This window comes from Ulvibacterium marinum (assembly GCF_003626755.1).
In the GTDB taxonomy this organism is placed as follows: domain Bacteria; phylum Bacteroidota; class Bacteroidia; order Flavobacteriales; family Flavobacteriaceae; genus Ulvibacterium; species Ulvibacterium marinum.
In genome coordinates this window covers 1,372,234-1,395,978 of record NZ_RBCJ01000001.1, presented here as the reverse complement: position 1 = coordinate 1,395,978, position 23,745 = coordinate 1,372,234, and the positions used below count along the sequence as shown (strand labels likewise).

Sequence of the window (23,745 nt, the reverse complement as noted above, 5' to 3'; positions counted from 1 at the left end):
TGAAATGTGGCATGGTTCCATAAATAAGCTTTTAACTTTAACTTTGACATTTGGTGCTTTAAAATTTTGATCTTTACGAAGTATGAAGTACTACATTATAGCGGGTGAAGCATCAGGGGATTTGCATGGGTCCAATCTCATCAAGGCCCTAAAAATCAAAGACACGGATGCCCAGATTAGATGTTGGGGCGGTGATTTAATGCAACAGGCCGGCGGTAATTTAGCCAAACATTATAAAGAAATGGCCTTTATGGGGTTTTTGGAGGTAGTCATGAACCTAGGAACCATTGCGAAAAACATCAAATTCTGCAAAGAGGACATTCAACAGTTTGCACCTGATATCGTTATTTTTATTGATTTTTCCGGCTTTAACCTTCGTATCGCCAAGTGGGCAAAATTAAATGTCTTTAAGACGGCATATTATATCTCACCCCAGATATGGGCTTCTAGGGAGAGTAGGATAAAAGATATTAAGCGGGATATCGATACGATGTACGTAATCCTTCCCTTTGAAAAGGATTTCTACGAAAACAAGCATGAATATCCTGTCCATTTTGTAGGCCATCCTTTAATTGATGCTATAACAACCAAACCCAAAATGGGAGAGCAGGAGTTTAGGGCACAGAATAATCTGGATGCCAAAAAACCAATTATTGCCCTGCTGCCTGGAAGCCGAAAACAAGAGGTACAAAAAATGCTTACTTTGATGCTTTCCGTAATGCCCTCCTTCCCGAATTACGAATTTGTAATAGCCGGGGCACCTAGTCTTGAACGTAATTTTTATACGCCCTTTTTAAACAATCCCAATGTCGGTTTTGTGTCTAACAAAACATATGACCTGCTGAGCCATTCCTATGCAGCACTCGTCACCAGTGGTACAGCTACTTTGGAAACTGCACTTTTTAAAATTCCACAAGTTGTTTGCTATCGGGCCAATTGGTTTTCATATCAGATTGCCAAACGAATCATTACATTGGATTACATTTCATTGGTAAATCTTATCATGGGAAAGGAAGTGGTAAAGGAATTGATTCAAAATGAACTCAACACCAAAAACCTAAGGTCGGAACTATCCAAAATCCTGGAAGGGCCTTTTAGAACGGCACAATTTGAAGCTTATTTTGAGCTCGAAAGGAAGTTAGGCGGCAAAGGGGCAAGTGAAAAAACCGCCGAACTGATTCTACATGACCTAAGGGATTAGAGAATAAAATCGTTCCTTTTTAAAATATTTCTTTAATTTTGGTTTCCAAGTTCCCTCTTCTACAGCTATAAAGAGGGAGAATTCCTTGGTGCATGCGTAACGTTTTTTCCATTTTCTTTTTAATTCTTATTACCAGTTGTGTAGTCAAGAAAAAAACGACCTATTCCAAAACTCCGAAGGTGACTGTACCAGCTTCCAACGAGGTCATCATTTTAGAAGAAGAAACCAAGGAAAGTATTGAAAAACCCGTTTTATCCAAAGCGGATGAGATTATCAATACCGCCCTCACTTTTTCCGGAGTGCGCTACAAATTTGGTGGGACAACACGAAAAGGCATGGACTGTTCCGGGCTTTTGTATGTGGCCTTTGGTGAGCACGATATTAAGCTACCAAGAACTTCCTACCATATGGCCGAAGAAGGCAAACGGATACGAATAGAACATGTGTCCAAAGGTGACTTGCTCTTCTTTAGGACATTGAGACGTGGAAAAAGGATAAATCATGTAGGATTGGTCGTTGCAGTAGAGGGTGATGATATCAAATTTATACATGCTTCCTCCTCACGTGGTGTTATTGTTTCTTCCCTTAGGGAGGGTTATTGGAACTATGCCTTTATAAAGGCTACCCGCATTTTGTAGGATGCGCTTACTCCAATTTGTTCCCATAAAACTTACGCTATCTCTTGTTGTCGGAATCTTGCTCGGCAGTTACATTAATTTCGGGCTTCTTTACGCTATGGTAACAGCCCTAAGCCTCTTCCTTTTAACCTTACTTTCCTATCTATTTTTGGACAAAAAAAGAAGTGATTCCGTTTTCTTTGGAATCCTGGTAATGCTGACTACCATAGGTATCGGGATACTAGCAATTTCCTATTCCGAACCAAAAAATCGACCTGATCACTATACCCATACAAATTTTCAAGGCGATCATAAGTTTTATGTCAAGGTCAAAGAAGTTTTAAAACCGACAGCGTTCACCAATAGATACCTTGTGGCATTGCAAACCATGGATACTGAGAAGGCTTCGGGAAAAATCCTTCTGGTTTTTCCAAGGGATTCCACAAAACAGGAACTTAAGGTAGACGATGAATTGATTTTGATTTCCCATTTGTATCCCATTGGCCCACCCTTGAACCCTCATCAGTTCAATTACAAAAAGTATATGGAGGGGTTGGGGGTCTATCATCAACTAAAATCGTCCTACGGTTCATTCGTACTTATGGAAAATCCATCCACAACTTTGTACGGGACCGCCGCCCAGCTAAGAAATAGCATTATTTCTAAATTGCAGAAAACCGATTTTGGTGAGGAAGAACTCAGCATTATCCAGGCCTTGCTGTTGGGACAACGAAACGATATATCAGAATCCGTTTACAACAACTACAAAAATGCAGGAGCCGTCCATATTTTGGCTGTTTCGGGACTACATATCGGTATTCTTTTACTACTGCTTCAATTTGTATTAAAACCCCTGGAACGGTTACCGAAAGGAAAGACCTTTAAATTGGCGGTCCTGGTAGTCTTACTCTGGGGTTTTACCTTTTTGGCCGGACTCTCCGCTTCCGTAGTCCGTGCAGTTACTATGTTTTCCTTTGTGGCCTATGCGCTATATCTTAATCGTCCAAGCAATACCTTTAACATCCTGGCACTGTCCATACTTTTTATCCTCTTGGTGATAGATCCAAAATTACTGTTTCAGGTAGGTTTTCAAATGAGCTATGCAGCAGTGTTTGCCATAGTTTGGATCTATCCCCTGCTACAACGGTTGTGGTTTCCAAAAAATAGTTTGCTCCGAAAAGTTTGGCAATTGTTTTCCGTTAGTATTGCCGCCCAATTGGGTGTCCTGCCCATAAGCCTCTTTTATTTTCATCAATTTCCAGGGTTGTTCTTTGTTTCCAATCTATTGATAGTTCCCTTTTTAGGATTGATTTTGGGAGGTGGAATTCTAATCATTTTCTTAGTGCTTTTAAATGTACTGCCCGACTTTCTTGTAGAAATCTACAATGAACTCATCGGATGGATGAATTCAATTATTGAATTGATTGCTCGTCAGGAAGCTTTTATTTTTACCGATATCCCGTTTGACAGCGTACAACTTTTTCTTTCTTATTTAATTATTGTTAGTTTAGTTCTTATCCTGTCCCAGCCTACTTTCAAAAGGATTGTTGCTTTTTTTTCAGCAATTATTCTATTTCAATCGTGGTTGTTTTACTCGGTATGGCAAAGCCGTGAACAAGAAGTGCTATTCTTGGCACACCAGACCCGAAACTCCGTTCTTTTGCACCAAATGGGGACAAACCTGAACGTAATTACCAAAGATAGTTCCCGGACTACCCGATTGGTAAAAAATTTCCAAGTAGCGGAACGCATTAAAAAAATAGAATACAAGGAATTACGGGGCAATTATGTAATACAAAAGCAAAAATTATGGGTTTTGGACAGTTTGGGTGTCTACCCTTCCCATGAAATGAGTCCAGAATTTGTTGTACTTACCCAATCACCAAAAATCAATTTGGAACGCTTTATAGATTCAGTAAAACCAAAGGTAATTATCGCAGACGGTAACAACTACAAAAGTTCCATTGCTAAATGGAAAATGACTTGTGAGAAGAAGAAAGTCCTTTTTCACTATACAGGGGAAAAGGGAGCCTATTACTTTGATGTTGTTTCTGAATAGTACCCGTTTAAGAACTGCTCAAGTCCGCTCTATTTTTCTTTCGTTATCCTCCGCTCCGTGGGTCAAAGCTTTCAATTTTTTGAGGAATACAAAAATCAAAAGACCAAAAAGAATGCAGAATACGGCAATCCCTGTAAATACAGTATATTCTCCAAACTGGGAAGCAGATTCGCCTAACAACCCGGCGACTTTATTGCCCAGGCCTGTGGTAGCAAAATAAATTCCCATCATTGAGGAAGCATATTTGGCAGGAGCAAGCTTTGTGACAAATGAGAGGGATACAGGCGATAGGCTCAGCTCCCCTACCGTATGGAACAAGTATGCCAATACCAACCAATACATGGCCGAGGAACCTGTACTTTGATACTCGGCCGTGGCTGCGGTCATAAATAAGAATCCGGTCCCCATAATAATCAATCCCATCAACATTTTAAAAAGTGAAGAGGCCTCTTTGCCTTTTAATCTTCTTGTGGCCCAATAACCTGCTACAGCGGTTCCAAGGGTTATGATAAAAAACGCATTTAATGATTGAAACCAAGATGCAGGAACTTCCCATCCCATTAACATTCTATTCGTATAGTCTTTGGCATAGATATTCATTAGACCACCAGCTTGCTCGAACGCACCAAAAAACACGATTACCATTAAGAAAGAAAGCACAAGCACAATAACCCTATCCCTTTCTATTTTGGTCAAAGGCCTCTTTAGGGCCTCCCTATCTTCTTCAAGATCTGATTTTCCCAAATAATCGCCCACCCCTGTAAGGTATTTTTGACCGAAAACAAACTGAATAAGCCCAAATAACATACAAATACCAGCTAGTCCAAACCCGTAATGCCATCCATAAACTTCACCCACATACCCAACAATTAAACTGGATAGGAAAGCGCCAACATTAATTCCGATATAGAATATGGTAAAACCTTTATCCCTTCTTATATCCCCTTTTTTGTACAAGCCTCCTACCATCGTGGAAATGTTCGGTTTTAACATGCCCACACCAGCTATGATAAATCCAAGTCCCGTATAGAAGGCCCACATTTGCTCGATGGCCAAAACACTATGCCCTATTACCAAAAGGATGGCCCCTAGAATTACCGATTTCTTTTGACCAAGAATTTTGTCAGCGATCATTCCTCCAGGAATGGATGCCACATAAACCAACATGGTATACCATCCATAAAGGGCCAATGCCTCCCCGTTACTCCACCCAAGACCTGGATTTTTGTCCGTAGTCTGGGTAACCAGATAAAGGACAAATATGGCGCGCATTCCATAATAAGAAAACCGTTCCCACATCTCGGTAAAAAAGAGGACGTACAATCCCACTGGGTGTCCAAAAAGCTCTCTTTGATGTGCTGGTCTTGCTACTGTTGCCATAATACAATTTTGGTTTAGTTAGTTCTTATAGATGTTTCTCAACGAAATCGGTCATTTTATTAAAGAGGTGCACTCGGGTATTCCCGCCATAGATACCATGGTTCTTATCCGGGTAAATGGCCCAATCAAATGGCTTGTTGGCCTGTATCAATGCCTCTATCATCCGCATACTATTCTGTACATGCACGTTATCATCCCCGGAACCATGAATTAACAAATAGTCCCCTTTAAGCAGTTCCGGATAATTAAAGGGAGAATTATCATCATATCCCCCTGGATTTTCAGCTGGGGTCCGCATAAACCGCTCTGTATAAATGGTATCATAAAAACGCCAGCTTGTGACGGGCGCCACGGCTATGGCCATTTCAAAAACAGCGTTACCCTTTAATAGGCAATTGGTGCTCATATGGCCTCCAAAGCTCCATCCCCAAATACCGGTACGTGACTCGTCTACATAAGGCAGTTCGCTTAATTTTTTAGCTGCGGCTATCTGATCTTCTGTTTCGTATTTTACCAAGTTTAAATAGGTTACCTTCTTAAAATCCCGGCCTTTATAACCTGTTCCCCGTCCGTCTATACAAGCCACAATATAGCCTTTTGAAACCAGCATTTGATGCCAATAATCATTGGCCCCCATCCAATCATTGGAGACATTTTGTGATCCAGGTCCACTATATTGATACATAAGCAAAGGATATTTCTTGCCTGGATCAAAATCGGATGGTTTGATCATATACATATTCAGGTCATTTTCATTGATTTCCAAGGTGGAAAATTCTTTGGGACTAATGGAGTAACCACCCAATTTATCCAACAATACTTTGTTGTCCTTTATGTCCCTTAGCTTTTTACCTGTTAAGGCATTTCGCAATGTATACCGATACGGAACAGTGGCGTTGGAATACGTATTGATGAAATTGGAGAAATCCGCATTAAAATCGGCAACATTGGTCCCTTCCTCCGTAGCTAGGGACCTTTTACCCTTTCCATTACCTCTAACACTATATACACCCCGATTTATGGAACCATTTTCAGTCGACTGATAATACACTCTGTCCCGCTTTTCATCATAGCCGTAATAATCGGTAACTTCCCATGGCCCTTTGGTAATCTGGCTACTTAATTCTCCGTTTGCCTTGTAAAGGTAAATATGGTTATAGCCATCACGCTCGCTAGTCCAGATGAAACTGTCATCTTCCAAAAAGGTGAGGTCATCCGTTACATCCACATAAGCATCATCAGTTTCCTCCATTAGCAAGGCAACCGAATTGTCCTTTGCATTTACCATATGCAACTTTAATCTGTTCTGATGTCGGTTTAATGTTTGAACGCTCAATTTATCCGGATGGTTCATCCATTGCATCCTAGGAATATAATAGGCATCGCCCAAATCTACTTTTTTGGTTTCCCCGGAAGCCACATCGAACATATGCAAGGTAACCTTTGCATTTTCCTCTCCGGCTTTGGGATATTTGAAAACATAAGGCCAGGGATATAATCCTTCTCCATAAACATCCATGGAAAATTCCGGTACATTGGTTTCATCAAATCGGAGAAAGGCAATTTTACTCCCATTAGCATTCCAAGCGAAGGCCCTTACAAATGCAAACTCCTCTTCATAGACCCAATCTGTAATCCCATTGATAATCTTATTCCTTACCCCATCCGTCGTAATCCTCGAAGTTTTGCCGGAGACAACATCAAAAAGATAGAGATTGTTCTCTGCCACATACACCACCTGGCTCCCATTTGGGGATAGAAGCGGTTCTTGAATTTTTGTATCAGCGATTTGGATAAGACTTTTGGTAGCAATTTCATACAAATAAAAAACACCCAGAGTAGAGCGTCTAAAAATGGGTTCTACTTGGGTGGCCAACAAAATCTTGGATTCATCGGAGCTAAACTCATAGGACGAAAAGCCTTGAATCTCCGGCAAATCGGCAGATGAGATTATGGTTCCTGTTTTTTCCAGAGTGTCGTAATCGTATTTGTCTATGGAGGTGTTCCCGTTGGACCTATCATAGTTAAGAACAGTGTATTCCTTTCCATTGTTAAGTGAACGGAGGACATCGAGACCTTCTGTTCTAAATTCTCCGCCATAAATCTCTTCAACGGAAACGGTTTTCTTCTGTGCTAGTGTGGTGGTCAAAAAACCTGTGACTATAAGTAACAGAACGTAAGGCCTACTCATAAAGGTGAAAATGTTTATTTAAGCTTTCAAGTTTACTAATAATTTAACTAAAAAATGAATTTTACATGAAAAATATAACACATTGCCTTCACGAACAAGTCTCCAAAATTTGACGGCATTATGCCTATCTTTGGCGAAGAAACCACCACTTTATGAATACTGTAATAGAGGGATTCTCCAAACTTACCAAGGAAGAAAAAATAGATTGGCTAACAAAGAATTATACTAAAAACCCAGAATCGTCCAAAAAAGTTTTAAAGCAATATTGGAATACAGAATCCAAGATACAGAAGCTACATGACGAATTTATAGAAAACACCATAACCAATTATTACCTCCCCTTTGGCATTGCTCCTAATTTTCTGATCAACGGCAGACTATATGCCATTCCTATGGCCATTGAAGAGAGCTCGGTGGTTGCCGCCGCAAGTAAGGCGGCAAAATTTTGGTTGGAAAAAGGAGGGTTTAAGGCCCAGGTTTTAGGCATGGAAAAAATTGGACAAGTCCATTTTATATATAAGGGCAACCGTCAAAATTTGGAAAAGTACTTTGAGTATGTAAAACCAAAGCTCATTTCCGCTGCAAAACCGATTACCCAAAATATGGAAAGACGAGGTGGTGGTATTTCCAACATTGAGTTGAAGGACAAGACCGAAGTATTGGAAAATTATTACCAGCTTCATTGCACTTTCGAGACTCTGGATGCCATGGGGGCCAACTTCATCAATTCCTGTCTGGAAGAATTTGCCAAAGTCCTCAAGGTGGAAGCACAGACTTTTCCTTCATTCGCCGAAAATGAAAGGGAAATCGATGTGGTCATGAGCATTCTATCCAATTATGTTCCCGATTGTTTGGTTAGGGTAGAGGTAAATTGTCCCATTGACCAGCTTGAAACCGAAGAATTCGTAACCCCATATGAATTTGCCAAAAAAATGGTACAAGCCGTAGAGATTGCAAAAATTGAACCTTACCGTGCAGTTACCCACAACAAGGGTATTATGAACGGTGTGGACGCCGTGGTCCTGGCCACGGGCAACGATTTTAGGGCTGTTGAAGCCGGCGTTCATGCCTACGCCGGTAAAGATGGACAGTATTCCGGTCTTACCCGTGCGGCCATAGAAAAAGGTATTTTTAAATTTTGGATGGAAATTCCTTTAGCATTGGGCACCGTAGGTGGACTCACCAATTTACATCCATTGGTCAAGTTGTCATTGGAAATTTTACAGAACCCTACGGCAAAAGAGTTGATGCAAATTGTTGCTGTAGCGGGACTTGCTCAGAATTTTGCCGCCCTACGTTCTCTAGTGACCACGGGTATACAACAAGGTCATATGAAGATGCACCTTATGAATATCTTAAACCAAATGGGTGCAACGGAAGAGGATAAGAAGGTACTGGCAGGTTATTTTAAGACACGTACCGTTACTCACAGTACAGTGAAAGAAGCCCTTGAGCAGTTGAGAAAATGATGGTAAAACAGTTTTACAGCAATGGAAAACTTTTGCTTACCGGGGAGTATGCCGTTTTGGATGGAGCAACAAGCCTTGCCATACCTACCCGATATGGGCAGTCGTTAAACGTTAAAGAAATTGAATACCCCAAATTACTATGGAAAAGTCTGGACGATAAAGGGGCAATCTGGTTTGAAATGGGAATGGACATTCCATCATGGGGGATGCAATACGAACTTTCCGCACAAAAATCTTTAAAGGACACTTTGTTGAAAATTTTGTCCATGGCCAAAACCCTAAACCCAAAGTTCATGGATGGGTCCCAGGGATATAAAATTGAAACCAAACTTGATTTTCCCAGAAATTGGGGATTAGGTTCCTCTTCCACACTGATCAACAATATAGCACAGTGGGCCGGTGTGGATCCTTATCAATTACTTTGGGAAACCTTTTCAGGAAGTGGTTATGATATTGCCTGTGCCCAGTTTGATCATCCCATTTTATATCAGCTCAATAATCAAAAACCCTATGTTCAAAAGGTACATTTTAATCCCCCTTTTAAGCAACATCTTTTTTTTATATATCAAAACAGAAAACAGGATAGCAGGGAAGGTATTGCCCAATATCGTAAAACTGATATAAATACCTCATATTTTGTACATCAGGTTACCGGGATTACAAAAAAAATAACAGCCTCCAAAAGTCAATCTGAATTTAACGACCTAATTACCGAACATGAAAATCTTTTGGCCACGACCTTAAATCTGGTTCCAGTACAGAAATCAGTATTCCCCGATTTTGTTGGAGCCATAAAGAGTTTGGGAGCTTGGGGCGGTGATTTTATTTTGGTCTCGGGAAATGAAGATACGGTACCCTATTTTAAGGAAAAAGGATATGACACTATTATCCCTTATTCAGAAATGGTACTTTAACCATAGAAAAGGGCCTAAATAACACGCAAATCCATATCCGACCCAACGGGAGGTATGATAATGTCCTAATAAAAAGTTGCGCGATTATCCTCTATTTCCGATTTTTCCTTTAATGCATCGTAAACTGCAGTATTTACTTTTCCAGCACTTGAAGATTTAAGTGAGCTGGCATAAGTACTATAGTTCTCGAGCTTTGGCGCAGGGGTTCTTTTGGTCACGGTAATCTTGAAAACCCCACTCTCTCCTTTTATCAAGTCCGAAGTTTGGTCCTGCTCCATGGCATATGCGGTACCAACTACCACAGGTTCCGCTCCTGCACCAGGAATTGTCGGGGATTTTACCGTTAAGGCTGAAGCATTGGAAACCGTAACATTGTTATCCTTGGCCAAGTCCTCCATTGATTTTCCCGTATTGGCTCCAATAATCTGGGTAGCCTTTCTATCCTTACGGATTTTAGGCAAAACGGAAGCAGAGGCATCCTCAACGGACATAAGGCCCTCCTTATATGTTCCTGTCAACTGTACTATGGCATAGCCATTATTGACGTTAAAACGTTTAATCTCACCCACTTCGGTATCTTCATTGAATGCCCATTGAACGATGGCGCGTTGTGCCCCAAGCCCAGGAAGGTTTTCGTCCATGGCCTTTACCCTGTTCACCGGCCGGACCACGTAATCATTCTCTTTGGCCAAGTCCGAAAAAGATTCTTCATTGGCAATAGACTCCATTTCAAATTTGGTTGCATCGGTAAACAGGGTATTGATCGTCTCATCCGAAGGCTCCAATTCACGGGCCAAAGTAGCTATCTGTACAATATCCTCCTTATCATCAATTTTAATGACATGAAAACCAAAATCGGTTTCTACCATTCCAATAGTACCAACGGTATTGCCAAAGGCAAAATCATTAAATTTGGGAACCATTGTTCCCTCTTGAAAGTAACCCAAATCCCCTCCGTTAGGAGCAGAAGGTCCATCAGAATTATCCCGTGCCAATTCCACAAAAGGCGTATCACCTTTTTTGGCATCCCTAAACAATTCCTTAGCTCTTGCTTCCGCTTCTTCCTTAGTACGTTTTATTTCCGGATTCGCTCTTTGCGCACCTTCGTAAGTAATTAAAATATGACTGGCCTTAACGGAACCGTTCGGCTTACGATCCACCATTTTTGAGACCTTGTAGAAATCTCCGTCCTTATATGGGCCAAAGATTTCGCCCGTGTTCAGTGTCATTAAGCTGTCCGCAAATGAAGCAGGGAGGTTTTTTCTGGCCTTGTAAATGGTATCAAACTTTACATCCGATTTACGATCCAAGAAAGCGGTGATATCTTTGGCATTCCGTAAACCGGCAATAGTGTCCATTACATCTCTTTCTTCCGAATACTCCACGGTATCCCCTATCAATTTTGAAATCTCGTCCTTTACCGTGTTCTCATCATCCAGGGAAGGTTTTTCCTCAAAATATACGAATTGGATATCCCGGGTACTTTCCTGCTTAAATTCTTCTTGATGATCATTAATATAGGCCGCAATCTCCGCTTTGGTTACGGTAAGGGCGCTATCCGGAATAGAGGAATAGGGTATTCTAACATATTTGATGTCAATTTTATCATTGGCCAATTTATAATCCAACTCCCCTTCCTTTAAAGTAGCTCCTATACCGGCCTTTACCAAATTATAATAGGTCTGCTCCTTGGCCATCTGAATAATGGCCTGTTCCGTCTGTAACCAGCCATCATACTGCAATGGATTGTTCACCTTCCAATCCGCCACGGTTTGCCTAAAACTATTTGGGTCAAAAACTCCATTCTCATTTTGGAATTCTGGATTTTGGGCATATCCGGTAGTTCTAATAAAATCAAAAATTTGATCTTGTTCGATTCCCACACCCAAATCCTCAAATTGCTGCTCTAGAATGGTATTCTTTACAATACGATCCCATACCCGGTTTACATTTTGTAAGGTAGATGAGGCCGGTGGGGCATTTCTTGTAGCAGTTTCCAATTGTTGTGTAAATGCATCCCGAGATATCTCCTCGCCATTAATCTCACCAACGGCGGAACCCACTTTTCCTCCCCCAAGGTCGCCACTGGTAAACACACCTGAAATTACAAATGCAAAAAGAGCGAGTCCTATAATCAAAATTAAAACGGTAGTCCGTTTTCTAATATTCTCCAAAATTGCCATGGTACGGAACGTTTAAAATCCAGTGCGCGAAATTAGTGTTTTCTTTTTATCTGTTCAAATTTTAGAATGTTAATCGGGTTAACATTTCCAAGGGCAAAATACTAAAAGCCTGTTATTTAATCCCCATTTAGTCGTTCTCTAGAATCTCTAGGGTAACTAAGTCTATTTTAGTGCTGGATACCTCCAAAATGGTGAATAAAAAGTTTTCAATTTTTATTTGGGAGTCCTGTTCGGGAATTTCCCCGGTGTTGTTCATAATAAGCCCCCCGAGGGTTTCATATTCATCGGTTTCCGGAAGCTCCAATTTGTAGTTTTCGTTGATGTAATCAACTTCCAATCGCGCAGAAAACTTATAGATTGCATCCTCAATTTGCTCCTCGTGCAAATCGGTGGAATCGTGTTCATCTTCTATTTCGCCAAAGAGCTCCTCTACAATATCCTCTACAGTCATTATCCCAGAGGTTCCCCCATATTCGTCCAAAACGACCGCCATACTTTTTCTTTTCTTGGTGAGGACGTTCAAAATATCATGTATGAGCATAGTCTCTGGAACAAATTCTACTGGCAAAAGGATGCTTTTTATGGTTTTAGGTTTCTTAAAGAGTTCATAGGAATGTACATATCCGATGATATTGTCTATGGTATCCTTGTAGACCAAAATTTTGGAATAGCCGGTTTCCGTAAAAAGTTTGGCCAGGTTTTTAGGAGTTTCATGTAGTTCAACAGCCATAATTTCGGTTCTAGGAACCATGACCTCCCGAGCTTTGACTTCTGAAAATTCCAACGCATTTTGAAAAATCTGTATTTCGGAATCTATGATATCCTCTTCTTCAACGGTTTCCATTTGTTCCGTGATATAGTCTCCCAATTCTATCTTACTAAAGGCAAGTTGTACCTCATCGCCATCGGTTTTAAAAAAAGTTTTTAGAATAAAGTCGGATACCTTCATAACAAATTCGGACAGTACCGAAAACAAAACATAAAACATATAGGCGGGGAGCGCCAAAAATTTTAGCAATGTGTTGGCATAAATCTGAAAAAGCACCTTGGGTAGAAATTCAGCCGTAACCAATATGATCAAGGTAGAAATTACGGTCTGGGTAAACAAACTGAAATCCGTTAGCATGGCTTGGACAAAAGCATTGGAAGAGGGTAGTATTTTTATGAACCAATTCATAAGGAGTTCTCCCATATACAGCCCATAAACAACCAAGGCAATATTATTGCCAATTAGCATTGTCGCAATAAATTTAGAAGGCTTTTTAGTAAGTCGGGTAAGTATTTTTGCCAGGAGGCCTTCCTGCTTTTTTTCTATTTCAATATGAATCTTATTAGCGGAAACAAAGGCAATCTCCATTCCGGAAAAAAAGGCGGAAAATACCAAGGACAACGTAATAATTATGATTGCGCCTTCCAAGATCATTTTTGATTATCGCGATTGCGTCTCTCAAATTTTTTCCGATAGTTCCTTCGGAAAAAGAACATAGCAATGGACACGATTGCGAAAAAGACAAACAAGTAAGCATTCTGCCTATCCATGTTCCAATCCGTATAAATCCTGTAAATAGAAAAAAGTGCTACAGCCACGTACAGATACTCCGTATACCTCAGTATTTTAATCATTTTAACTCTTCTTTTATCATCATTAGCCCGTAAGTCTTATGGGCTTTGAAAAAACTAAGGTTCCTATTAAAATCCATGCCTTCGCCATCCATAACAGTGCCATCTTCGGGATTGGTATAGGTAAATTCGCCCTGGGTAAAAATCCATTCGTTATTTTGATCATAATACAACTGAGGTGCCTCCAGTCGCTTCCCATCATGGGTTTCTATAACCACATTCCCTTGTAAATCTATTAAATTGGTCAAGGAATACATAATTCCATAATCCGCCTTTACCACACTTTTTTGCGAATCTTTATCATAAACATCCAGTACAAGTCCGTTGGGGAACGTGCGATAGGGGAATCTGAGATTTTGAAAATCCTCACTGACCGGACTGGTCAACACAGCAATCACCTTTGTGGATTTTAGGTCCTGAGTACCCAGTTCATCCACTGTTTCCGTATACGTTAAGACAAAATTATTGGCGATACCTTGTGGAAAAATCTTTTTCCCGGCTTCTTCCCCAACCCTTCTGTAGTTATCCGCACAGGCAAAAAAAAGCATTGCCATGGGAAGGACCACGGCAATGTTAGTAAATATATTCTTTATGGAACTTGTCATTCTACAAGTTGGGCACCGTGACGCTACCGCCTACCCAACAGCTGAAGGAAACTTTTTTTCCGGCCATACCTGCCTGAAAAATATCTGTTTTTGATGGGGCCTTTGCAGAATAACTGGCCGACGATTGGCTGGCCCTACCGCTAAGTGAAGGGTCTACCCTACCGGCCCGGCGGGCCATGTCAGCCGCTTTCCAATACATAGCACGCTTTTCAAAAGGAGTACTTCCGCAATCATTGGCACTGGTTGCATAGAGATTGGCGATCAATAAATAGGCCTTCCCATTTGCAGGGTTGGCATCTATGGCCTTCTGGGCATAACTTCTTGCCCCTGATTTACTGCTCTTTCTAGCAATCGTGGCAATCTTGTAAAGCAAGTCGGATTTGTCATAGGGATCTGTTTCCAGCTCCACCGCCTTGTTGAAATCTGCCAATGCACCTTTGCTATCCCCTGCTTTTTGCTTCAACAATCCTCCATACATATAGGCTTTTGCAGAAGGTTCCAAGGCTAATTGGGCCTCAAAAAGCTTCCTGAACATTGGGTCGTCCGTACATTCCTTTGAGAACATACGCCCAACGGCTCGTTTTACCCAGTCCACGTCACCCTTTTTCTCCTCAAAACTCTTTTGATACAACGGAATCAAGTTGTCGCAATCAGCCAAGGCTCCTAATTTGGAATCGATACTTCCAGCAATTTTACCAAAAGAAGTGGAATTTGTAGTGGCTACCTTCAATCGTTTTTTCTCTTTTGACGTAAGGGTACCCAAGGAGTCTTTGGGCAGCAATTTCGAAATAACATCGGTCAATTTCTTATTCTCCTCCTCTATTTTTTCGGTAATATCATCATATTCATCAAAAACCTGCTGCAAATCGGCCTTCCCGTCATTGTGCAGATCAACAAGGCTGGAAAAATCCAAATACAGTGCTTTCGGATTTCTAAAATTATCCCTATCCTCCTCAAATGCCTGATGCAATTGATCATATATTTCCTGATCGGAAATCATCTTGTTATCATACTTTAACAACACCTTGTCAATGACCACTTCCGCCTTTTTGGCTTTCTTTGGAAAATACTTTAAGCTATTGTCGTACAGCGTTAAAAGGTCTGTAATGTACCCATCCTTTTCCGCTCCTGAGGATTTTTTAACCTTATCCTTGAGTATTCGCTCTCCATAAGCAAAGTTGGCCCAATTAACATCGGGGCAATTATCATAAACCATTTTCCAAGGTGTATAGGCAGCATCATAATTCTTGACCTTTGCATGTTCTACATATATAGAAAGATTGGTCATACATTCCTGATTCTGGGCCTGAGCATTACTTACCCCCATATACCCTACTAGCATTAGCACTGTGAAGTAAATTTTCGTTTTCATCTTGATTCTTTGTTTAACGGGGGTAATGTACTAAATTTTTATCAATTTATTTTCCTTTTTTGGAACCATAAATCGTTTAAGGACAGTCCCACATTGATTTTAAAGTAACTTTCTTCTATCAAATTGGCCGATGTGGTTCCTCTTCTTCCAAGTTCAAAACCTAAATTTAGGTTAGAGAAACTACGACCAAGCGGTAAGCCTAGACCAAAAGTTATGCCAAAATTATTAACTTCAGTGTCGTTGACCATAATACCGGTCTTTTCATATCGGATTCCAGCCCTGTAGGTAATCCTTTTTAGATAACCTTGAAAAGAATCATAGTCCGGAATAAAATAACCCCCAAAAGCGAAGAAGCTAGCATCTTGATATTCCAGGTTTTCAACGTCCAAAAAATCGTTGGTGAACGAGCTTAGACCCTGAAAACCATATTCACCTCCCAAGAACCATTTCATGTTTTCGCCAAAACCGATTCCCAAGGTAGTGGTTGTGGGAATCTTTAAATCCGTATTTCTAAGACCTTGGGCATCTAAGTTTACATCAAGCACTTCAATGTTCTGTCCTGTAAGCAAAGAAAAAGAGCCGATTTCCTGGTTATTTTTTGAGGTTAAATTAGCCTGGGTGTTTATCCTGGCCGATGCAAAAAGTGTGTACTTATCCTTGATTTTTGGCATATAGTACAGCGCATAATTAAAATCCATTCCATTTATCCTGGACGTTCTTCGATCTAATGTTCCAAATTGAACATCTTCCACACTTTGAATCCGTTCATATTCCACATTGCCAAAATTAAAACTTGCCGTAGCCCCGATACTTAAATTCTTGGTCAATTCATAACCTATGGAAAAATAGACCTTGTTAAGTCCACCTTCCCCTCTAAACTGATTGGTGATTAAAGTCCCATTGGAGTCATTGGCCTCAGCGACTAAATTATAACCTACAGATGAATAGGGCCTGATCCCAAATCCAACCCCAAGTCCTTTTCCCAGTCCAAAACCCAAGGCAAGATAGTCCAAGTTGGATACAGATGTACTTTGTTCCTCGGTAAAGCTCTTAAGTCTCAACTCTCTACGGGAAATCCCTGCGGTGTAGGTGGTAATCCTTAACTTGCTGTAGCCTGCAGGGTTTTGCAGATTTATATGGATACTATCCGCATAAACACCGATACCGCCCATCATTTGGTTTTCGACCGTGCTTGCGGATCTAAGGTCGCCGATACCGAAATAAGAATAGGGGGAGGCGGTTCCATTCTGTGCATGCAAACCTGCAGTGGCAATGCATACCATTGCAAATACAATTTTTTTGATCATCTAGTGTTTGTTGTATTCCAACAAATGGTTAAGCCCTTTTAGGAGAAAATTGGAATCCGCAAATATGGTATTTTTTAGTCGTTTAGACAAAAAATGGGCGTCGCCGCCTGTTAAAATAACTGTTAAATCTTCAAAACGTCTGCGATATTGATCGATGACCCCGTCTATTTCCAAACAAATTCCGTTCACTATACCACTATGTATGCCGGTCTCAGTGGAATTTCCGATGAAGTCGAGGGGCTCAAAAGGTTGCAATAAAGGTAGATTGGAGGTTTGTTCATGAACTGCCTTGTATCGCATACTCAATCCCGGTGAAATGGCCCCGCCCAAATATTCACCATAGTCGTTCATCATATCATAGGTTACACAGGTGCCCGCATCGATTACCAAGGTATTTCCGTTGTGGTTATGATAGAATGCGGCGGTGGCCAAAGCCACCCGGTCCTGTCCTAAGGTCTGAGGTGTAGCATAGGAGTTCTTAAATGGTTTTTTAGAGGACGGGCTTAATTCGTGGACTGCACAAAAAATATTTAGGACTGCCATAACGGTCTTATCCAACTTTCCCACGTTGGAGATTATGGCGTTCGTTATATCAGGATACCGGTCACAAACCTCCTTTATCTGCCTTGCTACATCTTCGGGCTTGGTATTTTGATGAAAAACAAGTGTCTCCCCGTTAAAAACCGCGAGCTTGGTAAGGGTATTGCCTACATCTACGATTAGGTTCATAATACAAAGATCTGAAAATGGAAAAAACAAACCCCTTTTTTCCCGATTTTATTTGTAGTTCCTAAATTTGAAATTATATTTGCACCCGCCTTTGCCTTAGCAAAACTGGCAAAGTGAAGTAAGCCCTATGGGTATTCAAATTGAAATAACGGTACCTTAGCTCAGTTGGTAGAGCAACGGACTGAAAATCCGTGTGTCCCTGGTTCGATTCCTGGAGGTACCACGTCAATAAAGAGCCAAATCCTTTATAACTAGGAAATTGGCTCTTTTCTTTTTTAAAATTTGTATGGTTTTTGTACGGCTCTAATCCTCTTCGCTTTCTTTTTCTTCGTGGAATTCTGAAAATCGTACCTCATGCACATCATTGATGGTCGGGATAGTATTCCCCGGTATTCACATCCACGTACCGTACGAAGCGGCGGCTGGTAAATTTCAAAAGGGCCAAAAGTATAAGCGAAAAATCCTATGCTTTTACTGACTTGTATAATGGTATAGATTACGTCCCGAAAGTCAGGTCTTGGAGATTGGTAACCATGAGGCGCGGGTAAGCGAATGGTTCATTGACAACAGCAAGCTTGAAGAGGCATCTGATGAAGTGGGATACTTCGATAAGGAAAATAGGGTAGTAAATGCGATGGTAGAGATAATGGAAAAAAACCGTTACTGCCATCGTACCACGACCCCGAATTATTGAATGAATCCGTACCGGACAATTTGACTGAATGGTTAAAATCCATGTTTGATAAAGATGAGGTGGAGGCCTCAAAGAAAAGGCATAACCTAACAGGCATAAATAGACCGTGGCCTCTCTCAACGGCGTTCTATCAAGTTGACTTAGATGGAAATATCCGGGGCGGCAAAATCTTGAACTATGAACCTGAAACAAGGAAAAGGGTGGAGAAAATGAAGGCGGTAAAGCCTAAGCCTAAAGCAATTCTAGTCAGACCAAAGGTCAAAACGAAGTAACCGCCATTGAAAGCGGTTGCTATGAGCAAAAAAGAACATTGCGAGATTCTGAAACTAGCAGATACGGATCCTCAAAGGCTTTAGCCATATCAGCTAAAAGAAACGCCGATATAAAGGCTCAGAACATCAAAATTTCGGCCTACAATGCTCTTACCGAAAAAGAAAGGGAACGCCATCTCTTTGACTATAGAAGGCGTACTCTCAAAAAGCGATATTAAGGCCGAGCTATCTCGTATAGACAATGAGATAGAGGACAACGCTATCAAAATCGCTAAGGTGTCCGAGCAGAGGTTAATGCAGATTGGTACGGACTTAGGTCATATTAAAAGAATACCTCTTTCAATGATAAGCAGAACCTTATCCGAAAATACATCAAGTCGGTTACCGTTAGTCATAAAGACGACTGGTTTAGCCTAGATATGGCTTTTAGCATAAGTGGCATGCCTATAGAGAGTTATGAACTAGACAAAGCAACGTAGCCGCGCAGGTAGACGACTCAGGAAACCGCATTGTTATTCATTTAAAGACCGGGGAGATAACTTACCATCCTAAAACTGATGTTTATTTCGGAAAAATTCAATGTAGTAAAAAACGTACATAAAAATTTTATAATTATATTAGTTTTATGTATGGATTTAGTTCGTATCCATCTCCAATTATCGGTTCTTAATTTAAACCCAACCAACATGAAAAAAATTACTCTTGCCGTTATTTTTATTTTCAGTTTGAATACAATTTATTCTCAAGCCACTGGAGCTTCCGCATTGATAGTACTTGATGAAATTGATGCATCAATAAAAGAACATCTGCAATCCATAGATAATCTAGCTACAAATGCAATTGGTAATGGTGGAAATATGCTTTTATCAATATCTGCGAGATTAAGAAAGGATATTAATGAAACAATCGGAAATACCGATATAGCATTAAGGGAAAATCAGCTCAATATTTACAATCAATTATTAGGTCTTGTAAATGATTTTAACGTTGCAATAGAGACCAATTTAGATAGGGTTGATTTAACGGCAACTAGAATCTCTCAAGCTGCCAGTGATTTGGTTTTTAAAAAAAGAGAGCCGACTATTTTCAAGTACAAGACCCAAAAATTTATACAAGGATTTGATAATGAATATACTCTTGCGGTTAAAGGAAATAGTTTTGACAGGTCATATGATGTTTATATTGTACTGAATGATAACAAAATCAAACCAATTCAGTCAAATTACTCTGAGCTAATTTTTAAAATTGATGCTGCTAGCCTCAAACCAAATGTAAAAAATGAAAACTATGTAAGTGGCAAGATTATATTTAAATGGAAAGATGGATGGATATTTAAATCTGATAGGACTTCCGTAGAAAATTTTTTCATTCCAATTATTCCCCTTAAACTGGGAACAGCACAGGTGTATTTTGAACAAGAACTTCCAAAGAAAAAACTATCCGAACCTCTGTCCTATGGTTGTTCGTGTTCTACCGGTAAAAGCAGTATTACCGGAAGTAAAAGGAAAAGCTCAACCGCGTTTAATGTTTTGCCAACAGGTGGTAGAAAAATTGATATAAATTCAATTAAAGTAACTGACTGGAGACAACGATATGGGGGGAGTTATGGTTTCGAACATAAAACAGAACAACAAATTAAAGGAAGTATCAGCTGTAACTCTGACGGGAAATCATATGGAGGAGGAGGTTTTTCCACATTGACCTTTACTTATAATGAATTTGAAATAATTTATGAAGTTACACAGGATAGTACTACCATTAAAGATTTAACCACTGCCAATCCAGTACTGTTCGACTTGCCAGACCCTGTAGATGGTAAAAATCCAAATATCAAATATGTAGAAGTAAAGACATATGATAATAAAACTTTTACTTTGGTGCCAAATAGTGTTAATGAACTATTCTCATTAAAATTAAATCCTGCGACACATGATGTATTAGTAGAATGGAAGAATTAAATTGGAAATCTCCGCCCCTTTTCCCAGTTTAGCTTATCTAAAAATAAAAAAGTTCAAAATTGGGCTAAAATTTTTGTGCCCCCTTATCTGAGAGGCCCTCGAATATTGTCTTTAACTTAAAATAGCTTTCATTAAAAAATCCTATGGAAAACTTACTAATTAAAAATACTTCATTCTCAGAATACGAAGCAAGAATTAAACTGGTAACTTTATATTACTCCTTGACTTTTGAAGAGTTTGCCAGCGATTTTTTAAGAATTGTCTTAAACCAAAATGATGAAGCGGTTTCATTGGGTAACAGTAGTAAAGCATTATCATTTAATCAAAAAGTTCAATTATTGTTAGATGCAAAAGCTTTTGAAAAAGATGACAAGAAAAAAATAGAATATTTTATGTCAATAAGAAATCAATTTATGCATAACTCAGCTGCTATAACTTTAGAAAGTTGTATGTCGTTTTTAACTGGTATTGATAAAAAAATTGAAGAAGGATATTGGAAAACAAAAAGGGCTAACGAAGAAGCAGGGGGAGAAAAAGCAGCAAAGGAGTTGGCGGACGAAGAGCAAAATGAAAAGGAACTAATGAAATATGACGTAAGTGAAAGAGAAAAGCTTTTATATAAGTGTTGGATTAATCTAGCTAGTGATGTTATAGGTAGTTTTAAAAACGCCCTCACTAGGATTTCCAAACAAAGAAAGGTTCTAAAAATTGATAGTAAAAGAAACATAATATTAAACTTCCCTACAGAAGATACCTAGAAGGTGTGAAAGTGGTCTAAAATTTTTATGGAGTACTATATATCCAGACCGGCCCTGAATACTGTCCTTAGCTTTTTTTTATTGATTTTTTTGGATAATTTCCATATTTTTGGATTATATCCATAATTTATGGCCCTCTACAGGGGCCATGACCTTAAGATTATCCAGGAACTCCTAAAGGAGATAGGAGCGCATAGGTACGAGATGGCCCTTAGGAATATGAAAGTCCAGCAAAAACCTATGGGCATGAAGGGCTGGTACTTGGAATCGAGCGAACATTATCTAAGGTTGTGCCACCGCTATCCCAGCGGGTATATCCTGATGCTGATGGACGTGGATAGGTGCGATAATATACCCCGGAAAGGCTGGGAACGCATAAAGGTTGAAAGATGAAAATGTACAGGCAGGAGAAGCTTATCGAAAAGCTATTGAAATTCCGTTGGAAAAAATACGGGTTCAATCTTATTAAAGTTGAATGTTACGATAGGTACGATGGGGATAGATTTATGTGCCGTGTCGAATGTTTCAAAGGGGGTAAGGGAATCAAATATAGGGTTATGAAACATGAGGCCCCATTGGACGAAAAGTTTGTTGTGGAGGCCGAAAGGAGGTTGGAGGGAATTCTTACATCGGTCGATTAATTGGGTATATTTGGAACACAAAAAATTTTGTTTGGAATGTGGATCAAGCTTGTAATAACTGTTATTACTATTCTGCTTCTTTTCGATGAGTACTTCAAGGTAATCGAAAAAGTCAAGAAAAAGAATAGGCGAAAAATATTACTTATCGCACTTGCCTTACTATCAATATTATCTTTAGTAGATGTGGTTATTGAGGTCAACGAAGGTAATGAACTTATCCAAAAAGCCAACAATATAATCAAGAAGTCGGATACCTTAATATCCCAGTCCAATGTAATAACTAATGATTTACATGAGAATATTGAATCCGTCAAGGAAACTGGCGAAAGCCTAGCAGGTATTGATAGCGTTTTAAAAGGCGTTAGGGATAGTGTATCGAATCAGGTTGAAATCCTAAAAGCCGCTGTCATCAAATCAAAAGAGCTTTTCAGGTTGGAACAACAAAAGTTTGAGCTGGACAAACCAAATTTAATAATTCCCAGTGGACAAGTCCTACTTGTGGACTCAAATATCAATAATAATGGCTATGACATAACCTTCATAGTTCATAATTTTGGGAATAGAGCAGCTAAGGACATACAGATTCAAGCTCTTGCTTTGTTATCTTCAAATCAATTCATTGATTTTGACGAAGGAAAATTCAATACCGAAACATCTGGTACTCCCACCATGCCTGGCACGCTTCAAACAACAGCAAACAAAAGGTTAGTTTTCAACATTCCCAAAATTAGGTTTGATAATGAAAATTTCGGAATTTTTCTCGTTTTCAAAATTAGTTATTTAGATGAAGCGACCGGTATATTGCATCAAGCAAATCAATTCATGACTTACAATAGCAAAAAATCATTTGAATCTCCATTTGACGATGCCAAACAGAGTCAAATCAATAAGGTCATAAATGAAATTAAGAGGAATAGAATTAATGAATTTTTAACCTCAGAATATCTAAATTGAAGTAGGCGGAAGCTAAACAAAGGCGATTCAAGAAGAACTGAATAAGAAACCGGGTAATGAAAACAGGTAACTACAGAATTATCGATAAAGATTTTTGGTATAAGATAAAAAACGACTTTCCTATTGGCGGCGGTGTATATGAACTTTATTGCATGAACAAATATGGTAAAACCATTCCAGTAAACAGAATGTTGGGAACGGATGATGAGGGATTGCTTTATATAGGTAAGGCCGGTAGTTTTCTTGATAGGGTAATCGAACTTAAAAAATCCATATCGCCAGACTATAACTCTAGAGGCCATGAATGTGGTGCCAGGTATAAAGCTTCCAAAGGGATTCAGGAAATCTATCCTTATGAAAATCTCTTTGTCTATCTAACAAGTTCTGAAAACGAGCGCATTTTAGAAATTGAAAAACTCAATGGGTATCTGGAAAAATTCGGTGAGTTTCCACCGTTGAACCGAATGGGGTAATTCAACTACACTTTACCCATATCCAATTTCCATGGCCTTTATATATCTGTTCATATTCCGGTAGTCAAACGTTTTCCTGTTTTAAAGTCTTCAATGTCGAGCCATATCAATTTATTGTCAGATTTTCGCACATGTTTTTCAATTCTGTAACATGGTTCTTTCGTATCATCGTTGAAATAAAAAGTTGAAGTTGCTATAAAAGTATCCTTATTGGATTCCCAACTATTTTCATTGTCGACCTTCAAATATTTTGAGTTTTCGATCTCACTTAATTTATCCAATACCGATGCATCCATATAATATTATTTCAAACTTTATTTATGTCTATGCTTCCAGCGTACCTATCCA

At 39.6% G+C, this 23,745-nt stretch carries 24 protein-coding genes and 1 tRNA gene; 15 read left to right on the top strand and 10 right to left on the bottom strand.

Annotated features, from left to right (window positions below):
* The first annotated feature begins 82 nt into the window (after positions 1-82).
* The 3 genes from lpxB to D7Z94_RS05990 all read left to right on the top strand — a co-directional run bounded on the left by lpxB (position 83) and on the right by D7Z94_RS05990 (position 3,877).
* Positions 83-1,201 (top strand): lipid-A-disaccharide synthase, encoded by a 1,119-nt coding sequence (lpxB, locus tag D7Z94_RS06000; protein WP_120710580.1) that lies wholly within the window; start codon positions 83-85, stop codon positions 1,199-1,201.
* A 92-nt stretch (positions 1,202-1,293) separates the two neighbouring features.
* Positions 1,294-1,839 (top strand): C40 family peptidase, encoded by a 546-nt coding sequence (locus tag D7Z94_RS05995; protein WP_120710579.1) that lies wholly within the window; start codon positions 1,294-1,296, stop codon positions 1,837-1,839.
* A gap of 1 nt (position 1,840) precedes the next feature.
* Positions 1,841-3,877 carry a ComEC/Rec2 family competence protein gene (locus D7Z94_RS05990; protein ID WP_120710578.1) on the top strand — a complete coding sequence of 679 codons (2,037 nt, stop codon included), beginning with the start codon at positions 1,841-1,843 and terminating at the stop codon, positions 3,875-3,877.
* An 18-nt stretch (positions 3,878-3,895) separates the two neighbouring features.
* Here the strand turns inward: D7Z94_RS05990 and D7Z94_RS05985 are convergent, their stop codons facing one another.
* Both D7Z94_RS05985 and D7Z94_RS05980 read right to left on the bottom strand, forming a co-directional pair.
* The gene (locus D7Z94_RS05985; RefSeq protein WP_120710577.1) at positions 3,896-5,257 is read right to left on the bottom strand and encodes a peptide MFS transporter; all 1,362 of its coding nucleotides are present in this window, start codon (positions 5,255-5,257) and stop codon (positions 3,896-3,898) included.
* Positions 5,258-5,282: 25 nt separating this feature from the next.
* Positions 5,283-7,448 (bottom strand): S9 family peptidase, encoded by a 2,166-nt coding sequence (locus D7Z94_RS05980; RefSeq protein ID WP_120710576.1) that lies wholly within the window; start codon positions 7,446-7,448, stop codon positions 5,283-5,285.
* A gap of 152 nt (positions 7,449-7,600) precedes the next feature.
* Between D7Z94_RS05980 and D7Z94_RS05975 the strand changes: the two genes are divergently transcribed.
* Complete coding sequence (locus D7Z94_RS05975; protein ID WP_120710575.1) at positions 7,601-8,917, top strand: hydroxymethylglutaryl-CoA reductase, degradative; 1,317 nt, start codon at positions 7,601-7,603, stop codon at positions 8,915-8,917.
* Entirely contained in the window at positions 8,914-9,831 is a 918-nt protein-coding gene (locus tag D7Z94_RS05970) for a GYDIA family GHMP kinase (protein WP_317125766.1), read from the top strand. Before D7Z94_RS05975 ends, D7Z94_RS05970 begins: the two co-directional genes overlap by 4 nt.
* Before the next feature lie 65 nt (positions 9,832-9,896).
* Here the strand turns inward: D7Z94_RS05970 and D7Z94_RS05965 are convergent, their stop codons facing one another.
* The 7 genes from D7Z94_RS05965 to D7Z94_RS05935 form a co-directional block, all read right to left on the bottom strand.
* Complete coding sequence (locus D7Z94_RS05965) at positions 9,897-12,014, bottom strand: peptidylprolyl isomerase (RefSeq protein ID WP_120710574.1); 2,118 nt, start codon at positions 12,012-12,014, stop codon at positions 9,897-9,899.
* A 127-nt stretch (positions 12,015-12,141) separates the two neighbouring features.
* Positions 12,142-13,437 carry a hemolysin family protein gene (locus D7Z94_RS05960; protein ID WP_394347412.1) on the bottom strand — a complete coding sequence of 432 codons (1,296 nt, stop codon included), beginning with the start codon at positions 13,435-13,437 and terminating at the stop codon, positions 12,142-12,144.
* On the bottom strand, positions 13,434-13,637 hold the full coding sequence (locus D7Z94_RS05955) for a hypothetical protein (protein ID WP_120710573.1): 204 nt from the start codon (positions 13,635-13,637) through the stop codon (positions 13,434-13,436). The genes D7Z94_RS05960 and D7Z94_RS05955 overlap by 4 nt, the downstream gene beginning before the upstream one ends.
* Positions 13,634-14,239 carry an LPS export ABC transporter periplasmic protein LptC gene (lptC, locus tag D7Z94_RS05950; protein WP_120710572.1) on the bottom strand — a complete coding sequence of 202 codons (606 nt, stop codon included), beginning with the start codon at positions 14,237-14,239 and terminating at the stop codon, positions 13,634-13,636. Before lptC ends, D7Z94_RS05955 begins: the two co-directional genes overlap by 4 nt.
* A gap of 1 nt (position 14,240) precedes the next feature.
* Positions 14,241-15,611, bottom strand: a complete 1,371-nt coding sequence (locus D7Z94_RS05945) for a hypothetical protein (protein WP_120710571.1) — start codon at positions 15,609-15,611, stop codon at positions 14,241-14,243.
* Between the two features lie 41 nt (positions 15,612-15,652).
* Positions 15,653-16,918 carry a hypothetical protein gene (locus tag D7Z94_RS05940; RefSeq protein WP_120710570.1) on the bottom strand — a complete coding sequence of 422 codons (1,266 nt, stop codon included), beginning with the start codon at positions 16,916-16,918 and terminating at the stop codon, positions 15,653-15,655.
* Entirely contained in the window at positions 16,919-17,647 is a 729-nt protein-coding gene (locus D7Z94_RS05935) for a type III pantothenate kinase (RefSeq protein WP_120710569.1), read from the bottom strand.
* A 150-nt stretch (positions 17,648-17,797) separates the two neighbouring features.
* On the opposite strand from D7Z94_RS05935, the gene D7Z94_RS05930 reads away from it, so the two are divergent.
* From D7Z94_RS05930 to D7Z94_RS05890, 10 genes are all read left to right on the top strand, one after another.
* A tRNA-Phe gene (locus D7Z94_RS05930) sits at positions 17,798-17,870 on the top strand.
* A gap of 294 nt (positions 17,871-18,164) precedes the next feature.
* The gene (locus D7Z94_RS25600) at positions 18,165-18,341 is read left to right on the top strand and encodes a hypothetical protein (RefSeq protein WP_158594586.1); all 177 of its coding nucleotides are present in this window, start codon (positions 18,165-18,167) and stop codon (positions 18,339-18,341) included.
* Positions 18,338-18,613 carry a DUF6371 domain-containing protein gene (locus D7Z94_RS05925; RefSeq protein ID WP_317125765.1) on the top strand — a complete coding sequence of 92 codons (276 nt, stop codon included), beginning with the start codon at positions 18,338-18,340 and terminating at the stop codon, positions 18,611-18,613. The genes D7Z94_RS25600 and D7Z94_RS05925 overlap by 4 nt, the downstream gene beginning before the upstream one ends.
* Before the next feature lie 144 nt (positions 18,614-18,757).
* Entirely contained in the window at positions 18,758-19,030 is a 273-nt protein-coding gene (locus D7Z94_RS05920) for a hypothetical protein (RefSeq protein WP_120710567.1), read from the top strand.
* A 269-nt stretch (positions 19,031-19,299) separates the two neighbouring features.
* Positions 19,300-20,571: a hypothetical protein gene (locus D7Z94_RS05915; protein ID WP_147415836.1), complete on the top strand. Its 1,272-nt coding sequence runs from the start codon at positions 19,300-19,302 to the stop codon at positions 20,569-20,571.
* A 143-nt stretch (positions 20,572-20,714) separates the two neighbouring features.
* Entirely contained in the window at positions 20,715-21,329 is a 615-nt protein-coding gene (locus D7Z94_RS05910; RefSeq protein ID WP_120710565.1) for a hypothetical protein, read from the top strand.
* Positions 21,330-21,458: 129 nt separating this feature from the next.
* On the top strand, positions 21,459-21,722 hold the full coding sequence (locus D7Z94_RS05905) for a hypothetical protein (RefSeq protein WP_120710564.1): 264 nt from the start codon (positions 21,459-21,461) through the stop codon (positions 21,720-21,722).
* Positions 21,719-21,970 (top strand): hypothetical protein, encoded by a 252-nt coding sequence (locus tag D7Z94_RS05900; protein ID WP_120710563.1) that lies wholly within the window; start codon positions 21,719-21,721, stop codon positions 21,968-21,970. Before D7Z94_RS05905 ends, D7Z94_RS05900 begins: the two co-directional genes overlap by 4 nt.
* A 36-nt stretch (positions 21,971-22,006) precedes the next feature.
* A complete protein-coding gene (locus D7Z94_RS05895) occupies positions 22,007-22,924 on the top strand; it encodes a hypothetical protein (protein ID WP_120710562.1) in 918 nt (305 codons plus the stop codon).
* 56 nt (positions 22,925-22,980) lie between these two features.
* The gene (locus D7Z94_RS05890) at positions 22,981-23,397 is read left to right on the top strand and encodes a hypothetical protein (protein WP_120710561.1); all 417 of its coding nucleotides are present in this window, start codon (positions 22,981-22,983) and stop codon (positions 23,395-23,397) included.
* Between the two features lie 50 nt (positions 23,398-23,447).
* On the opposite strand, the gene D7Z94_RS05885 is transcribed toward D7Z94_RS05890, so the two are convergent.
* Entirely contained in the window at positions 23,448-23,693 is a 246-nt protein-coding gene (locus D7Z94_RS05885; protein ID WP_120710560.1) for a hypothetical protein, read from the bottom strand.
* Positions 23,694-23,745 lie beyond the last annotated feature (52 nt).

Excerpts from the sequence above, each read along its gene's own strand:
- D7Z94_RS05910 (WP_120710565.1), top strand. The coding sequence starts at position 20,715 with ATGGAAAACTTACTAATTAAAAATACTTCATTCTCAGAATACGAAGCA.
- D7Z94_RS05920 (WP_120710567.1), top strand. The coding sequence starts at position 18,758 with ATGCTCTTACCGAAAAAGAAAGGGAACGCCATCTCTTTGACTATAGAA.
- D7Z94_RS05940 (WP_120710570.1), bottom strand. The coding sequence starts at position 16,918 with ATGATCAAAAAAATTGTATTTGCAATGGTATGCATTGCCACTGCAGGT.
- D7Z94_RS05955 (WP_120710573.1), bottom strand. The coding sequence starts at position 13,637 with ATGATTAAAATACTGAGGTATACGGAGTATCTGTACGTGGCTGTAGCA.
- D7Z94_RS05965 (WP_120710574.1), bottom strand. The coding sequence starts at position 12,014 with ATGGCAATTTTGGAGAATATTAGAAAACGGACTACCGTTTTAATTTTG.
- D7Z94_RS05985 (WP_120710577.1), bottom strand. The coding sequence starts at position 5,257 with ATGGCAACAGTAGCAAGACCAGCACATCAAAGAGAGCTTTTTGGACAC.
- D7Z94_RS05945 (WP_120710571.1), bottom strand. The coding sequence starts at position 15,611 with ATGAAAACGAAAATTTACTTCACAGTGCTAATGCTAGTAGGGTATATG.
- D7Z94_RS05980 (WP_120710576.1), bottom strand. The coding sequence starts at position 7,448 with ATGAGTAGGCCTTACGTTCTGTTACTTATAGTCACAGGTTTTTTGACC.
- lptC (WP_120710572.1), bottom strand. The coding sequence starts at position 14,239 with ATGACAAGTTCCATAAAGAATATATTTACTAACATTGCCGTGGTCCTT.
- D7Z94_RS05905 (WP_120710564.1), top strand. The coding sequence starts at position 21,459 with ATGGCCCTCTACAGGGGCCATGACCTTAAGATTATCCAGGAACTCCTA.
- D7Z94_RS05935 (WP_120710569.1), bottom strand. The coding sequence starts at position 17,647 with ATGAACCTAATCGTAGATGTAGGCAATACCCTTACCAAGCTCGCGGTT.
- D7Z94_RS05975 (WP_120710575.1), top strand. The coding sequence starts at position 7,601 with ATGAATACTGTAATAGAGGGATTCTCCAAACTTACCAAGGAAGAAAAA.
- D7Z94_RS05990 (WP_120710578.1), top strand. The coding sequence starts at position 1,841 with ATGCGCTTACTCCAATTTGTTCCCATAAAACTTACGCTATCTCTTGTT.
- lpxB (WP_120710580.1), top strand. The coding sequence starts at position 83 with ATGAAGTACTACATTATAGCGGGTGAAGCATCAGGGGATTTGCATGGG.
- D7Z94_RS05915 (WP_147415836.1), top strand. The coding sequence starts at position 19,300 with ATGAAAAAAATTACTCTTGCCGTTATTTTTATTTTCAGTTTGAATACA.
- D7Z94_RS05890 (WP_120710561.1), top strand. The coding sequence starts at position 22,981 with ATGAAAACAGGTAACTACAGAATTATCGATAAAGATTTTTGGTATAAG.
- D7Z94_RS05995 (WP_120710579.1), top strand. The coding sequence starts at position 1,294 with ATGCGTAACGTTTTTTCCATTTTCTTTTTAATTCTTATTACCAGTTGT.
- D7Z94_RS05885 (WP_120710560.1), bottom strand. The coding sequence starts at position 23,693 with ATGGATGCATCGGTATTGGATAAATTAAGTGAGATCGAAAACTCAAAA.
- D7Z94_RS05970 (WP_317125766.1), top strand. The coding sequence starts at position 8,914 with ATGATGGTAAAACAGTTTTACAGCAATGGAAAACTTTTGCTTACCGGG.
- D7Z94_RS05895 (WP_120710562.1), top strand. The coding sequence starts at position 22,007 with ATGTGGATCAAGCTTGTAATAACTGTTATTACTATTCTGCTTCTTTTC.
- D7Z94_RS05960 (WP_394347412.1), bottom strand. The coding sequence starts at position 13,437 with ATGATCTTGGAAGGCGCAATCATAATTATTACGTTGTCCTTGGTATTT.
- D7Z94_RS05900 (WP_120710563.1), top strand. The coding sequence starts at position 21,719 with ATGAAAATGTACAGGCAGGAGAAGCTTATCGAAAAGCTATTGAAATTC.